Here is a 15,226-nt window from a genome sequence, read left to right as displayed (position 1 = left end):
GCCGGTGCTTTTTTATGGTCTAAAATCTGACTTTTAACAATCTGAGCTTAGAGCCCGAATTCCTTGAAAATCTGCTCGATCTGCGCAGCAGGGTAGGCGCCCATCACCTTAAAACCATTCGAGAAAATAATGGCTGGTGTACCGTTTAGTCCCAGGCTTTGCGCCAGTTTCAGATTACGCTGAATCGGATTGGCACAGGGCTGGCTCGCGCGCGGGCTAAGGCCTTTGGCAATCAGGTCTTCCCAGGCCTGTGCCGGATTGGCTTCACAATACACCTGCTGCGAAGGGCGTACCGATTGTGCCTTTAACGGTAAAATAAAGGTGTAAATGGTGACATCATTGAGTTTTTTCAGCTCTACTTCCAGCTGTTTGCAATACGGGCAATTTGGGTCAGAAAAGATGGCAAGCTGACGTTTACCCGTCCCTCGAACCGTTTTTAAAGCATCTTGTAGCGGCAGTTTTTTCCAGTCGATGCTGTTTTGTTGTACCAGCAGCGCTTTGGTCAAATTCTGCTGGTCGCTTAAACGGATCATGGAACCGGCCAGAATATGCTTGGCATCTTCATTCAGATAGACCACCTGACCCTGCATTGAACCGCTATAAATCCCGCGCATTTCAGTGGCCTGAATATTCTGGATATCCAGGTTTGGATGCTGCTGCTTTAAATTGGCTTTGACGGTGTCGACATTGGCCAGTGCCAGCGTTGAGCTCATCGCGAGCGCGGCCAGCAAGAATGCATGTTTAAACATAGTGAAATCTTGTCTTTATCAATCCTTGCCCGATTCTAATCTTAAATCGGGACAAAGATTCCACTTTTATCAGAGAAATTTACCGAATCACTACAGCATCGACAACGACGTTTCACGTGGAACATAAACCGGATGAATCGAGTTAATTTCAATTGAGACATGCACAATTTCCTCATGCACTGACAGGGCCGTGCGGATTTGATCGGCATTTAATTCATCTTCAGTTTCTACGGCCAGAATACAGGAAAACTTGTCACGACCGACTTTCCAGACATGCAGATCGGTGATATTGACCATTCCTGGCAGCTCGGCAATCACCTCGCGAATTTCTTCCACCACCGGATGATCCATTTCGGCATCCAGCAAGGTGCGTCCAGTTTCCTGAATCAGGCCCCAGGCCCAGCGCGCCACCAGAATCGAACCCACAATACCCAGTACCGCATCAAGAAAATCCCAGCCCCAGAACTTGCCGGCAATTAAGGCTACAATCGCAAAAATGGAGGTCACAGCATCGGCCACCACATGCATAAACGCAGCTTTCTGGTTTAAATCATATGCTCCCGCTGTATGTGTATGCGCATGTCCATGCCCCGACTCATGGTGATGGTGATGGTGATGGTGATGGTGATGGTGACCATCATCATGCAGTAACCAGGCACAAATCAAGTTGACCAATAGGCCTAAAATCGCAATCGGAATGGCTTCGTTATAATGAATATTAACCGGGAAAAATAAGCGTTCTACCGAATGAAACGCCATAAAACCGGCCACTACCAGCAATAAAATCGCACTACTATAACCGGCCAGAATCTCAATTTTCCAGGTACCAAAGCTAAAACGGGCATCCTGGGCATAATGACGCGCCGCCCGATAAGCCACATAGGCCAGCCCCAAAGCCAGCATATGCGAGCTCATATGCCAGCCATCAGCCAGAAGTGCCATCGAGTTAAAAATCCAGCCGCCAATAATCTCTAAAAGCATCATGACACCGGTTAATATCGCAGCATATAATATACGCTTCTGGGCCAGTGGATTGCCTTCATCAAACTGATGGTGATGGGTACGGTGAGAAACATGATTTTGCATGGGGAGAATCGTCCAATATACTCCCCCATAGTATATTTGAAATTAAGGTGAAGTGTGGGCCATTTACATACAGATAAAAAAGTTTTAAATCGCATCAAGCGTTTACAAGGTCAGATCAGTGCGGTGGAACAGTCCATCCATGATCCGGAAAAAAGCTGTATCGAAGTATTACAGCAGGTGGCTGCGATTAAAGGCGCGGTTAACGGGCTGATGAATGAGCTGATTGAATCGCATTTGCGCCATCATGTCATTGGCGATGAGGTCGAGGTCAATGAAGTCGAACTGGATGAATTTTTAAAATTGTTAAAACGCTATACCTAAGCCCATCTTTCGATTGACCCACAAAATTCCTGCCTTTACACTGAAACGATCTTTTCTCATATCATGATACCTGAGCCAAAAAGCTGAGGTATTTTTTTATTCTCTCATGTCAAACGCTCAATCGTGGCAGCCGTTTTTAATGGTCAGCCTGGCGCTGTGTATTGGTACCGTTGGAACCGCACTGGCCAGCCCTTTATATCCCCTGTATCAGGAGCTGTGGCAGCTGCTGCCGAGTCATATTACCTATCTGTTTGTGGCCTATATGTTCGGCTGTCTGGCCACCTTGCTGTTTCTGGGACGGACCAGTAACCGCTTTGGTTTTGTCCGCAGCTTGCAGGTCGGTATTGCCCTGGTCACGATTGGACTGATACTGTCAGCCTGGGCACCGACAGCGCTGTATTTGGGCCTCGGCCGCTTTATTATTGGGATTGCTTCGGGACTGATTACCACCTCTGCCATGCTGGGGCTGATGAATGTAGTGCCCGATAGCCATAAACTGCTGGCGCCGCAGCTCAGCTCGATTATTACCGCAATTGGCTTTGGTTTAGGGCCATTTCTGGGCGGTGTAATTGCCCAGTTTGCCGAGCAGCCGCTGGTCACGCCTTATCTTCCGGTGATTGTCAGTGCCATTTTCTGTGGGCTGGGCCTGTTCAAGCTAAAACAGCCTGCCTTTGAACAGCAGCCCTTTTCGGTTTATCCCAAATTACAAACCCCGGATGCGCCGTATCAGGCTGCTTTTTTTCTGGTCAGTTTCGCTGCGTTTTGTGCCTTTGCCGGCTTTAGTCTGTTTGCTTCGCTGTCGCCGTCGTTTGTGCAGGATATTTTGCCTTGGCATGGACCACTGGTCAGTGGTGTAGCAATTTCTGCGATTTTAATTATTTCAGCCATCGTCCAGTTTTTTGCCCGTAGTGTACTGCCTGCCACGGCCTTGCGCTGGGGTCTCTATGCGCTGCTCGGCAGCCTGCTTCTGCTGGGACTGTGTATGTCGCTGCAATGGAGCCCGCTGTTCTTTGTCAGTGATGTGCTGGTCGGAATTGGGCATGGCTTGAGCTTATTGGGCGCCTTTGGCCTGATTCACCAGATGAGTCAGCCGCACAACCGCGCTGCAATTATGTCCAGTTATCTGTTTATTGCCTATCTGGGCACCATTGTACCGATTATTGCGGTGGGCTATTTATCAGACCATTTTGGCTTAAGTGTGGGTATTATCAGCTTCTGCATGCTGATTGGGCTGCTTTGCCTCAGCCTGATCTGGCAGCAGCGTAAAGTGCTAACCTTTTAAATTAATGCTGTTGAGTCGGGGATGATCAGGCACCCTCGGCCTGATCCTGGGTGCGGACAGACTGCGCTGCCAATCAGATGCTGACCATATCAACATCCACCAGATGATTGAATAGTTTTATTTCTCTGTACCGGGTTGATGTTCCAGCTCTTTCATTAAAAAGTAGTTTAAAAAGGTCCGAATGACCGCAATAATCGCCAGTTTGATCAGGCTGTCCATATCCGGATCGACCGTGGTGGCCAGAATATCCGCGGCCAGCTGAAACTCCAGCGCAGTGGCCAGCCAATTGCCAAAACAATAGCGCGCACTGCGGCCGGATTTTAGCTGAACCAGCACCATTAAGGTTTTGACCAGACCAATCACCACACAGACCACCGAGATAAACTCGAGCAACAGCTGCAGCACACTCACTAAAGCAACCAGTGACTCACGTAAATCAACCACCTCCAGCATGCCACACCTCCGGCAGTGTTTTTGTTGAACTGCATTCAGGATTTCATTGGAACAACTTGTAGGTTATTCACTCATCATAGACTGAATATCGGGCAATAGAAGGGCGGATGGTGGGATATAGGCTAGCCCATACAATGTGACAGGCTGTTCCCTTAGAGTATACGAAACCCTTTAGGCTGAAATGACGAGATTGCCTGATAAAAAGCAATAAAAAAGCACCAGGTGGCTAACACCTGATGCTTTTAAATGCATAGCAAGCTCAGAGCGTACTACGCTTATTTTCCAATACAGAAAGAACCGAAAATTTTACCCAACAGATCATCGGCACTAAAATCTCCGGTAATTTCACCTAGGGCATTTTGCGCCAGACGCAGGGATTCAGCCACCAGCTCACCGGCATGATAATCTACCAGCTGCTCGCGCGCTTCGGCCAGATAGTACTGGGTGCGCTTCATTGCGTCTAAATGACGAGTTCGGGCAATGAAGGTATCTTCTTCCGGCTGGAAGCCTGCATGGGCTGTAATCGCATCTATGAGCGATTGAACACCGGTTTCCTGCTTGGCCGACACGGTAATATGACGAAAACCCTGATAATCACCAATAACGGCTTCAGCACCAGTCAAATCTGCTTTATTACCAATCAGCATCAGACGTTTGGGTTCCAGATGATCGGCAAAATATTCCTGGGCCAATTGCAGCGGATCTTCACCCTGACTCAGGTCATAGACCAGCAGCAATAAATCGGCCTGTTCAATTTCTTTAATCGCGCGGCGGATGCCTTCTTTTTCCACCACATCACCGGTTTCCCGTAAACCGGCGGTATCGGTTAGGGTAATCGGCAAGCCATTTAAGGTGATTTTTTCATGCAGCACATCACGGGTGGTACCGGCAATATCGGTCACAATCGCCCGTTCAATCCCAGCTAAAGCATTCAGTAAAGATGATTTTCCGGCATTCGGTTTACCGGCAATCACCACCTGCAAGCCTTCACGTAATAATTGTCCCTGACGTGCCGATTGCTGTACCGCGGTGACTGAACTGGCAACATCATCCAGTAGGGCCAGAATTTTGCCATCGGCCAGAAAATCAATTTCTTCTTCCGGAAAATCAATCGCTGCTTCCACATGCAAACGCAGATGAATCAGTTTTTCTAAAACCGTATTGACCTTGGTTGAAAATGCACCTTGTAAAGAACGTACCGCTGAACGTGCTGCGGCCTGCGAAGTGGCGTCAATCAGGTCGGCAATCGCTTCAGCCTGTACCAGATCAAGCTTGCCATTTTCAAAGGCGCGCATGGAAAATTCACCCGCTTTGGCTGCGGTCGCGCCGAGTTCCAGTAAACGTGCCAGCAGGGCATTTTGAATGACCGGGCCACCATGACCTTGCAGTTCCACCACGTCTTCACCGGTAAAGGAGTTTGGATTAGGGAAACAAATCACCAAACCTTCATCCATCACCTCACCGCTAGCCTCATAAAACTGACGGAAGCCGGCAAAACGGGCTTTCGGCAGCTGCTTTTGGGTTAAGGCTTCAGCAATGGCATAGGATTTAGGACCAGACAGGCGAATCACCCCCACACCGCCACGCCCGGGTGGAGTGGCAATCGCAGCAATTGTTGTGGTTTGGGTCAGCATAAATTCACCTGTTGCAATGCTTAAAGTCGGGCCAAAAAAAATCCGCCTAAGAGTATCATCTTAAGCGGATTTATTCAGCTCGTCAGTACAACTTAGTTGACTGGGGTCGCTTCATCACGTTTGGCACGGTCTTTCTCAACAGATTTGTTGATCAGGCCTTGCTGCAAGATGGTGATCAGGTTGTTGACAATCCAGTACAACACCAGACCCGCCGGGAAGAACAGCAGGAATACGGTAAAGATGACCGGCATAATGCGGAAGACTTTAGCCTGCATAGGATCGGTCGGCTGCGGGTTCAGCATTTGCTGAATATACATGGTCGCACCCATGATCAGCGGCAAGATAAACCAAGGGTCCATTGCCGATAAATCCTGAATCCAGAGTAACCATGGCGCATGACGCAGCTCTACAGATTCCATCAGTACCCAGTACAGGGCCAGGAAGATTGGCATTTGCAGTAACAGCGGTAAACAGCCGGCCAGCGGATTGACCTGTTCACGTTTGTACAGGGCCATCATCTCTTGCGAGAAGCGCATCCGGTCTTCACCGAACTCTTCTTTCATGCGCTGCATTTCAGGTGCAATCACACGCATTTTCGCCATAGAACGGTAGCTCTTCGACGATAATGGCCACAGAATCAGCTTCACCAGAATAGTCAACAGAATAATTGCCCAGCCCCAGTTACCCACTAAGCCGTGGAAGAATTCCAAGCCTACAAACAGCAGTTTGGCAATTGGCCATAACCAGCCATAATCCACAGTCTGATTCAGACCAGTGGCCAGATCTTTCAGCTCTGACTGGATTTTTGGACCGCTATAGAAGGTCGCATCGACTTCTGCCACTGTACCTGCCGGTACATTAATGGTTGGCGAAGTAAAGCCGATAATATTCATATTATCGCCTGATTTACGCGATTCCAGCTTGGCGCTATACGGTTGGCCATCGGCCTGGGTCAGTTTCAGGTTACCCGGCACCCATGCACTCACGAAGTAGTGCTGCACCACCGCAACCCAGCCGCCAGTCGCTTCAACATTCAGTTTTTCTTCAGTGAAGTTGTCGAATTTCAGCTTGTTGTAGTGTTCATCCGGTGTCCCCCAAGCGCCGCCCAGGAAGGTACCCAAAGTGAAGATGCCCTGGTCCGATTTACCCGGATCATCCGAGTTATCACGTTTGATCTGACCAAACATTTGACCTTGCCAGTTCTGGCCACTGCGGTTCACCACTTTGTGGTTGACCACAATCGGATATTCGCCTTGCTTGAAGCTGAAGGTCTTGATAATTTCTACACCGTCAGCAGTTTTGTACACCATTGGTACATTTAACACTTTCACCGCTTCACCGTCCTGATTCTGAACGGCTTTGGCATCTTCCAGGCTATAGCTTAATTTTTCAACTTCATAGCTTGGACGACCATTACGGCTGCTGTCTGGTCCATTCAGACCAATCAGGCCTGACTGAGCGACATAGGTACGTTTGTCATCGCTTTCAAGCATTACAAACGGTGCATCACTGTCTTTATTTTTGTCATGATTGAGTAATTCAACACGAACAATATCACCACCTTTTGGATTGATCCAAAGATGATAAAGGTCAGTTTGTACTGAAATAAGCTGCTGACTTACAGGTGCAGTGGCATCTGTGGTTTGAGTCTGCTGCGCTGAAATATTTGCCTGCGGTACATCAGAAGCTGCTGTAGCGGTTTGGCCATTTGGCAAATCTGCAGACACTTCATGTGAAACCACCGCAGCCTGTTGCTGTGGTTGGGTTTCAGCATTTCCATAATCTTTTTGCCAAGCCAAAATGAGCAAATAAGCGACAACAAACATGGCCCCGAGAATTGCAATCCTGGCCCATTGTTGCATATCTATTACCCCAAGTGGTTAGAGTGATTTTGGTTCAATAAACGTTCACGAAAGGGTACAGCAATGTGACCCGTTTGAGAATCTATTTGCTGAAATGAAATAAAACGAATTGCTTTGGCCGGTACAGGGTCATAGCCCGAACCACCCCACGGATGACAACGACAGATACGTCTAGTCGCCAGCCACACACCACGTCCGGCCCCATGGATCTGGACTGCTTCCAGGGCATATTGAGAACAGGTTGGAATATAGCGACAACGTGGTCCAAGAAGCGGACTAATCGCAATCTGATAGAAACGAATCAACCAATGCAGTAAACGTACCATTGGTCATCTCTACTGATGTGGGGAGGGAGCTATTTTAGAATGCTTTTTGGCAAGGCGGTGCAATTTCTGCCAAGCAAATTGTAATTGCTGATGTAACTCTGCATTTGGCACTGTTTCAATCCCCATTTTGGGCATCACCACAATATCCAGTACAGCCAATTGCTGTTGATGCAGGCGAAAACTTTCGCGAGCAAGTCGTTTTACTCGATTTCTTTCGTGTGCACGACGCACTTTTTTCTTGGCAACAACAATACCCAAACGGCTGTTCAGCAGTTCGGACGGTTTTGCCAGAAATAAGAAATGGGGTTGATGCACTTTAAAAAGCGCACCATCAAACACATCTTTATAATCGGCAGCACAGCGTATACGAAGCTCTGTGCTGAAGCCATAAAGTGATGTCATAACACCCAAGTCGATACAGCGTGACTGATTAAACAGTTAAGCTGTGACGACCTTTTGCACGACGGCGAGCTAATACTTGACGACCAGCTTTAGTAGCCATACGAGCACGGAAACCATGAACGCGTTTACGCTTTAATTCAGATGGTTGGAATGTACGTTTCATGTCGAAACTCCAAAAATGATCTTTCTATAAAGGTCCGCGATTTTAGTGCTCATTGCTTGAGCTGTCAATCAAAAACACGGTTTTCCTTTAAATAAGCCTAATTTTTATAAAAGGCCTTAAGTTTATCCAGGAATAGGCAATTGTACATATTCTGGCTTATTCACAAGCTATCCTATTGTTAAAAAATACAAAATAAGTTATAAACAATATTATTCACATAATTATCCACAAGACCATGTGAATAAATTTATTCTCTGCAGGTTTAAATTCGAATTTAAATTTATTTTCAGTTTATCCACATCCGAGCACGCTCTAATATATAAATTCAAATTTATAAATTTAAATTTATTCTTATTAGGGCGGCTTTTTTATGTGGAAAAGCAATTTTTAAATTTAAAAAACATAGACTTTGCATGTGGATAACTGTGTTTTTATATTTTTAATACATTGTGGATAACTTTATGCTATATTTTATCCACAGCTTGCGGATAAACTTATCCACACCAGCTTTTAAATTTAAATTTAGATCTTGATGTTTGTTTTTTGGCTAAATTCGCTCAATTTCTCATGACAGATGTGGATAACTTGGTTAGAATGGCGACCCGCTTGCAGCGGACGAATGCGTTTTAAATTTAAAATGGAATAAATAGGGGTTTTCACATGCTTTGGACGGACTGCTTAAATCGCTTGCGACAAGAGCTCTCTGGGAATGTCTTTACGATGTGGATTCGCCCATTAGTTGCAGAAGAATCAGAAGATACTTTACGTTTATATGCACCGAACCCGTATTGGACCCGCTATATTCAGGAACATCATCTTGAGCTGATCACGATTCTGGCCGAACAACTGTCTGAAGGACGGGTACGTAAAGTTGAAATCCTGGTCGATTCCCGTCCGGGCGCCATTTTATCGGCCAGTGAACAGCCAGCGACCACCACCGCTGCTTTAGAGTCAGCACCGGCACCGGTCAGCCGTCCAAAAAAGGACAAAGAAGAGAGTGGCAGCAAAAACAGCCGCAAGCGTCAGTTAAACCCTTTATTTACCTTTTCTTTATTTGTAGAAGGTCGTTCTAACCAGATGGCGGCAGAAACCTGCCGTAAAGTATTGACCCATCTGGGCGCCTCACAACATAACCCGCTATTTTTATATGGCCCGACCGGTCTGGGTAAAACCCACTTGATGCAAGCGGTGGGGAATGCCTTGTTGCAGGCCAAGCCGAATGCCCGGGTCATGTATATGACTGCTGAAAGCTTTGTACATGACTTTGTTAGCTCGCTACAGCAGGGCAAGGTTGAAGAATTCAAGAAAAATTGCCGTTCACTCGATCTGCTCTTGGTGGATGACATTCATTTGCTGGCCGGTAAAGAAGCCAGTCTGGTGGAGTTTTTCTATACCTTTAATGCCTTATTGGATGAATCCAAGCAGATTATTCTGACGTCGGACCGTTATCCAAAAGAACTGACCGAACTGGACCCACGTCTGGTATCGCGTTTTTCCTGGGGCCTGTCGGTGGGGGTAGAACCGCCCGATATTGAAACCCGGATTGAAATTCTATTAAAGAAAGCCGAAAGCAGTGGCGTCGATTTACCGCGCAACTGTGCCTTGTTTATTGCCCAGCAGGTGGTCGCCAACGTGCGTGAACTGGAAGGCGCCTTAAATAAGGTGGTCGCGATTTCCCGTTTTAAAGGCACCGCGATTGATCTGGATGTGGTGCGTGAATCTCTAAAAGATGTGCTGGCGATTCGTGCGCGTACCATCAGTACCGAAAATATCCAGCGTGTGGTCAGTGAATATTTCCGTATCCCACTCAAAGAATTGGTCGGGCCAAAACGTACCCGGATTTATGCCCGTCCGCGGCAGCTGGCGATGGGGCTGGCCCGTGAACTGACCGGGGACAGTTTCCCTGAAATTGGCATGGCTTTTGGTGGTCGTGACCACAGTACCGTGATGCATGCCTGCGAGAAAGTACAAAGCCTGCGCGAAGAAGATCCAATCTTCAACGAGGACTATAAAAACCTGCAACGCCTGTTGCAAAGTTAGGCCGGTTTGGTCAAATTCTGTTCTTGCAATGCGGCATATTCTGCCGCATAGTACACTGCTAAAAAATTAATTTTTATCTTCATCATCTTCAGTTGTTAGAGGAATGTACCGTGCGTTTAAAAATCGCCAAAGAAAGCTTACTCAATGTTCTATCACATGTTGTAGGAGCGGTTGAACGTCGCCATACGTTAAACATTTTATCTAACGTGAAAGTTCAGGTGACCGAACAGGCACTGACCATTACCGGTTCCGATCTGGAAGTGGAGCTGGTGGCCAGTACGGTTCTGGCTGAAGGTGCATGTTTACAGGCGGGTGAGACCACGGTGCCGGCACGTAAACTGATGGATATCTGTAAATCTTTGCCGACTGCGGCTTTAATTGACCTGCAGATTACTGAAGATCAGCGCTGTATTTTAAAATCGGGCAACAGCCGTTTCGTGTTGGGGACTTTACCAGCCGAAGATTATCCGTTATTGGCCACTGAAAATACTCAAGGCACACAGGTAGCGGTGACCCAGCGTGAATTAAAACGTTTATTTGAAAAAACTGCCTTTGCCATGGCGGTGCAGGATGTACGTTTCTATTTGACCGGCACCTTGCTGGAAATTGATGAAAAACAGCTGCGCGCTGTGACTACCGATGGCCACCGTTTGGCATTATGTGAAACGGGTGCCTCTTCAAATGCGACACAACCGATTCAGGCGATTGTGCCACGTAAAGCTGTGGGTGAATTACAGCGTTTGCTGAGTATTGAAGATGAGCAATTGTCTTTGTTAATTGGCCGTGAACTGTTAAATGTAACCATTTCCGTGCCGAGCCGTGACAAAGAGCAGGGCGATATTACCGTACGTTTCACCACCAAGTTAATTGACGGTAAATTCCCGGATTACCGCCGTGTGATTCCACGTGGTGGTGATAAAGTGGTGATGATTGCACATGACGTGTTCAAGCAGTCGTTACAGCGTGTGGCGATTTTAAGTAATGAAAAATTACGCGGCGTATTCCTGAACTTTAATGCAGATTCACTGCAATTACGCGCCAACAACCCGGAGCAGGATGAAGCGATTGAAGACCTGGCCGTGCAATACAACAATGCACCGCTGGAAATGTCGTTCAATGCTCAATATCTGCTGGATGTATTAGGTGCACTGGATGGTGATGATGTGGCGATGACCATGACCGAAGCCAACCAGTCGGTACTGGTGCAAGACCCAGCGCAGCAAGATCAAACCTATGTTGTGATGCCGATGCGTGTCTAAGCTTGTATGTGATCTGACACGATTATGCATATTACGCGTTTAAATATAGAACGTGTTCGAAACTTAAAAGCGGTTGCACTCGTCGGGTTGCAGCCGTTTAATGTCTTTTATGGTGCCAATGGCTCCGGTAAAACCTCGATTCTGGAAGCCATTCATTTACTAGCCACCGGTCGTTCCTTCCGTACCCATATCCCCAAAAACTATATTCAGCATGATGCCCAAGATGCGATTGTATTTGCCCAGTCGCCCACCGAAAAAATCGGCATGCAAAAACTGCTGTCTGGGGAACAACTGATTAAGGTCAATGGTGATCATATTGCCACCCAGGGGCAGCTGGCCAAACTGCTGCCGCTACAACTGATTGATCCGCAAAGTACCGATATTATCGACCACGGCGCCAAACCGCGCCGGCAGTTGCTGGACTGGATGATGTTCCACGTGGAACCAGAGTTTTATCATGCCTGGCAATACTATTCGCGGGCCTTAAAACAGCGTAACAGCTTACTAAAAACCCGGCGTCATTTAAGCCTGGCCGAGCTGGAACCGTGGAACCAGATGCTGAGCCAGTATGGTGAAATGCTGCATCTGCAACGCTACAGTATTATCGAGCAGTGGCAGCATTATTTTCAGCAGGATTTACAGCAGCTGTTGCCCGATTTAAATATTCGCCTGGAATACCATCCCGGATTTCATCCGGAACCGGGCTTGATGAGCGATTTGGTCAATCATCATCAGAAAGATGTGGAACGCCGCTATACCGAATATGGACCGCATCGCGCAGATTTACGTTTAAAAACAGCGACGGGCGATGCCGATGTGGTGCTGTCACGCGGACAAAAAAAGTTATTGATCATGGCTTTAAAACTGTCACAGATTGCAATGCTGCATGCGTGCAATAAGGAAACTGTGGTATTATTAGATGATCTGACAGCAGAATTAGATTTAACCGCACAACGACGTTTAATTGAGCGATTGAGCCAACTTGGTAGTCAAGTTTTTATTACCACCTTAGACCATGAATCAGTGCAGAATCACTTACATGATTTGTCTATTTCCTATCAATTATTCAATGTTGAAAACGGTACTGTTCAAGTTGTTGTGCAATAGTTTTTTATCTTTGGATAGACCAGTTTTTACTAGGGAGAAACCATGAGTTCAGAAGATCAATCTGCCACTCAAACAGAACAAACCAATGAAAAGGCTTATGATTCCTCTAGTATCAAAGTATTACGTGGCCTAGATGCTGTTCGTAAACGCCCGGGCATGTATATCGGTGATACAGATGATGGTACCGGTTTGCACCACATGGTGTTCGAGGTGGTCGATAACGCGATTGACGAAGCGCTTGCCGGCCATTGTGACGAGATTCTAGTCACTATTCATGAAGATGAATCGGTATCTGTGGCCGATAACGGTCGCGGCATTCCAACCGACATTCACCCGGAAGAAGGCGTATCGGCTGCCGAGGTGATTCTGACCATCCTGCACGCCGGCGGTAAGTTCGACGACAACAGTTATAAAGTGTCGGGCGGTCTGCACGGGGTCGGGGTATCGGTGGTAAACGCCCTGTCGAGCAAACTGGAACTGACCATTAAACGTGCCGGTCAGATTCATCAGCAGGAATACCGTCATGGTGATCCGCAATATCCATTAACTGTGGTTGGTGAAACAGAAGAGACCGGAACCATGGTTCGTTTCTGGCCAAGTGCTGAAACCTTTAGCCAAACCATTTTTAATGTGGATATTTTGGCACGCCGATTGCGTGAATTGTCTTTCTTAAACGCGGGCGTGCGTATTGTATTGCGTGATGAACGTGTCAATTTAGAACATATTTTTGACTATGAAGGTGGTTTGTCTGAATTTGTGAAATATATCAATGCAGGCAAAACCCATCTGAATGAAATTTTCCATTTCACGACACAGGCTGAAAACGGAATTACCGTAGAAGTTGCTTTGCAGTGGAATGATTCCTATCAGGAAAACGTACGTTGCTTTACCAATAACATTCCACAAAAAGACGGTGGAACGCACTTGGCAGGCTTCCGTGCTGCGCTAACCCGTGGGTTAAACAACTACATGGAAAGCGAAAATATCCTGAAAAAAGAAAAAGTCGTGGTGTCGGGTGATGATGCACGTGAAGGTTTAACCGCGATTGTGTCGGTCAAAGTGCCAGATCCAAAATTCTCATCACAGACCAAAGAAAAATTGGTATCGAGTGAAGTGAAGCCTGCTGTTGAGCAGGCCATGAATAAATCTTTCTCTGAATATTTATTGGAAAATCCACAAGCGGCAAAATCCATTGCGGGTAAAATTATTGATGCAGCGCGTGCCCGTGATGCGGCGCGTAAAGCCCGTGAAATGACCCGTCGTAAGAGTGCTTTGGATATTGCAGGTTTGCCTGGTAAATTGGCTGACTGTCAGGAAAAAGATCCGGCTTTATCTGAACTGTATCTGGTCGAGGGTGACTCTGCGGGTGGTTCAGCCAAGCAAGGCCGTAACCGTAAAATGCAGGCGATTTTACCGCTAAAAGGTAAAATCCTGAACGTGGAACGTGCCCGTTTTGACAAGATGATTTCATCGGCAGAAGTCGGCACCTTGATTACTGCACTGGGCTGCGGAATTGGTCGTGAAGAATATAACCCGGACAAGCTGCGTTATCACAAAATCATTATCATGACCGATGCCGACGTCGATGGTTCGCACATCCGTACCTTGCTGCTGACGTTCTTCTTCCGTCAAATGCCGGAGCTGGTGGAACGTGGTCATATCTATATTGCCCAGCCACCGCTGTACAAGCTGAAAAAAGGCAAGCAGGAACAGTACATTAAAGACAATGAAGCGCTGGAAACCTATCTGATTTCCAATGCCATTGATGAACTGGCCCTACATGTCAGTGCAGATGCACCGGCGATTCGTGGTGAAGCACTGGCTTCGGTGATTGCCGATTACCAGACCTCGCAAAAGAGCCTGAGCCGTTTAACCTTGCGTTATCCAGCCAGCCTGTTAGATGGTTTGCTGGCGCAAGAGGCGTTCAAGCTGGATCAGGCGCATGATCTGGATTATGTACAGGCTTGGGGTGAGCAGCTGTGTGCCTATATCGCGGCCACTCAAAGCAGTTTACGTCCTGAACTCAGCATCGAAACCTTTGACAAAGAAGATGCGGAAGGACAGAAGTCTGCGATTTACTGGCCACGTATTACTATTTATGTACATAACCTGCCACATGCCTATTTGCTGGATGCCGGTTTACTCGGTTCAGGTGAGTACGCACGTTTGCTGAAGAACTCGAAGAGCTGGTTTAGCCTGATTGAAGAGGGCGCGTACTTGCAAAAAGGTGAGCGCAAGATTCAGGTCAACAGCTTCCATCAGGTCTGGCAGCATATTCTGCAGGACTCACGCCGTGGCATGATGATCCAGCGTTATAAAGGTCTGGGCGAGATGAACGCCGAGCAGCTCTGGGAAACCACCATGGACCCGGAAAACCGTCATATGCTGCAGGTGACCATTGAAGATGCGATTGAAGCAGACCGGATGTTCTCGTGTTTAATGGGCGATGATGTGGAACCACGTCGTGCCTTTATTGAAGAAAATGCCCTGAATGCCGATATTGATGCCTAAGTGGCATGATTCAAAAAAAGCGCCTGCGGGC

General features: G+C 47.2%; 14 protein-coding genes. 6 read left to right on the top strand and 8 right to left on the bottom strand.

All coding sequences use genetic code 11. The features are described 5' to 3' along the window. Window positions 1-47: 47 nt before the first annotated feature. Window positions 48-749, bottom strand: a complete 702-nt coding sequence (locus ACPEPR_RS12810; protein WP_104499335.1) for a DsbC family protein — start codon at window positions 747-749, stop codon at window positions 48-50. Window positions 750-839: 90 nt separating this feature from the next. Then, on the bottom strand, window positions 840-1,835 hold the full coding sequence (gene dmeF / locus ACPEPR_RS12805) for a CDF family Co(II)/Ni(II) efflux transporter DmeF (protein WP_423562514.1): 996 nt from the start codon (window positions 1,833-1,835) through the stop codon (window positions 840-842). Between the two features lie 54 nt (window positions 1,836-1,889). Here dmeF and ACPEPR_RS12800 point away from each other — a divergent pair, with 54 nt between their 5' ends. Together ACPEPR_RS12800 and ACPEPR_RS12795 are read left to right on the top strand one after the other, a co-directional pair. Further along, the gene (locus ACPEPR_RS12800) at window positions 1,890-2,156 is read left to right on the top strand and encodes a metal/formaldehyde-sensitive transcriptional repressor (RefSeq protein WP_005181098.1); all 267 of its coding nucleotides are present in this window, start codon (window positions 1,890-1,892) and stop codon (window positions 2,154-2,156) included. A 139-nt stretch (window positions 2,157-2,295) separates the two neighbouring features. Continuing rightward, window positions 2,296-3,438, top strand: coding sequence for an MFS transporter (locus ACPEPR_RS12795; protein ID WP_005181100.1), 1,143 nt, complete (start codon window positions 2,296-2,298; stop codon window positions 3,436-3,438). A 117-nt stretch (window positions 3,439-3,555) separates the two neighbouring features. On the opposite strand, the gene ACPEPR_RS12790 is transcribed toward ACPEPR_RS12795, so the two are convergent. From ACPEPR_RS12790 to rpmH, 6 genes are all read right to left on the bottom strand, one after another. Then, window positions 3,556-3,891, bottom strand: a complete 336-nt coding sequence (locus ACPEPR_RS12790) for a DUF1622 domain-containing protein (RefSeq protein WP_005181102.1) — start codon at window positions 3,889-3,891, stop codon at window positions 3,556-3,558. 275 nt (window positions 3,892-4,166) lie between these two features. Continuing rightward, window positions 4,167-5,522 (bottom strand): tRNA uridine-5-carboxymethylaminomethyl(34) synthesis GTPase MnmE, encoded by a 1,356-nt coding sequence (mnmE, locus tag ACPEPR_RS12785; protein ID WP_168382786.1) that lies wholly within the window; start codon window positions 5,520-5,522, stop codon window positions 4,167-4,169. 95 nt (window positions 5,523-5,617) lie between these two features. Further along, window positions 5,618-7,387 (bottom strand): membrane protein insertase YidC, encoded by a 1,770-nt coding sequence (gene yidC / locus ACPEPR_RS12780; RefSeq protein ID WP_005181113.1) that lies wholly within the window; start codon window positions 7,385-7,387, stop codon window positions 5,618-5,620. A gap of 5 nt (window positions 7,388-7,392) precedes the next feature. Then, window positions 7,393-7,713 (bottom strand): membrane protein insertion efficiency factor YidD, encoded by a 321-nt coding sequence (gene yidD / locus ACPEPR_RS12775; RefSeq protein WP_045795963.1) that lies wholly within the window; start codon window positions 7,711-7,713, stop codon window positions 7,393-7,395. Window positions 7,714-7,722: 9 nt separating this feature from the next. Then, on the bottom strand, window positions 7,723-8,115 hold the full coding sequence (gene rnpA / locus ACPEPR_RS12770; protein WP_005181120.1) for a ribonuclease P protein component: 393 nt from the start codon (window positions 8,113-8,115) through the stop codon (window positions 7,723-7,725). 28 nt (window positions 8,116-8,143) lie between these two features. Then, window positions 8,144-8,278, bottom strand: a complete 135-nt coding sequence (gene rpmH / locus ACPEPR_RS12765; protein WP_000831329.1) for a 50S ribosomal protein L34 — start codon at window positions 8,276-8,278, stop codon at window positions 8,144-8,146. Window positions 8,279-8,938: 660 nt separating this feature from the next. Between rpmH and dnaA the strand changes: the two genes are divergently transcribed. From dnaA to gyrB, 4 genes are all read left to right on the top strand, one after another. Beyond that, on the top strand, window positions 8,939-10,318 hold the full coding sequence (gene dnaA / locus ACPEPR_RS12760) for a chromosomal replication initiator protein DnaA (RefSeq protein ID WP_005181121.1): 1,380 nt from the start codon (window positions 8,939-8,941) through the stop codon (window positions 10,316-10,318). A gap of 110 nt (window positions 10,319-10,428) precedes the next feature. Further along, window positions 10,429-11,577, top strand: a complete 1,149-nt coding sequence (gene dnaN / locus ACPEPR_RS12755) for a DNA polymerase III subunit beta (RefSeq protein WP_005181124.1) — start codon at window positions 10,429-10,431, stop codon at window positions 11,575-11,577. A 24-nt stretch (window positions 11,578-11,601) separates the two neighbouring features. Then, window positions 11,602-12,684: a DNA replication/repair protein RecF gene (gene recF / locus ACPEPR_RS12750; protein ID WP_005181126.1), complete on the top strand. Its 1,083-nt coding sequence runs from the start codon at window positions 11,602-11,604 to the stop codon at window positions 12,682-12,684. 42 nt (window positions 12,685-12,726) lie between these two features. Next, window positions 12,727-15,195 (top strand): DNA topoisomerase (ATP-hydrolyzing) subunit B, encoded by a 2,469-nt coding sequence (gyrB, locus tag ACPEPR_RS12745; protein WP_104511524.1) that lies wholly within the window; start codon window positions 12,727-12,729, stop codon window positions 15,193-15,195. Window positions 15,196-15,226 lie beyond the last annotated feature (31 nt).

Origin of the sequence: Acinetobacter sp. AND/436, assembly GCF_049546925.1 — a bacterium.
Classification (GTDB): domain Bacteria; phylum Pseudomonadota; class Gammaproteobacteria; order Pseudomonadales; family Moraxellaceae; genus Acinetobacter; species Acinetobacter indicus.
The sequence above is the reverse complement of the archived record's forward strand: the minus strand, read 5'-3'. Positions and strand labels throughout refer to the sequence as shown.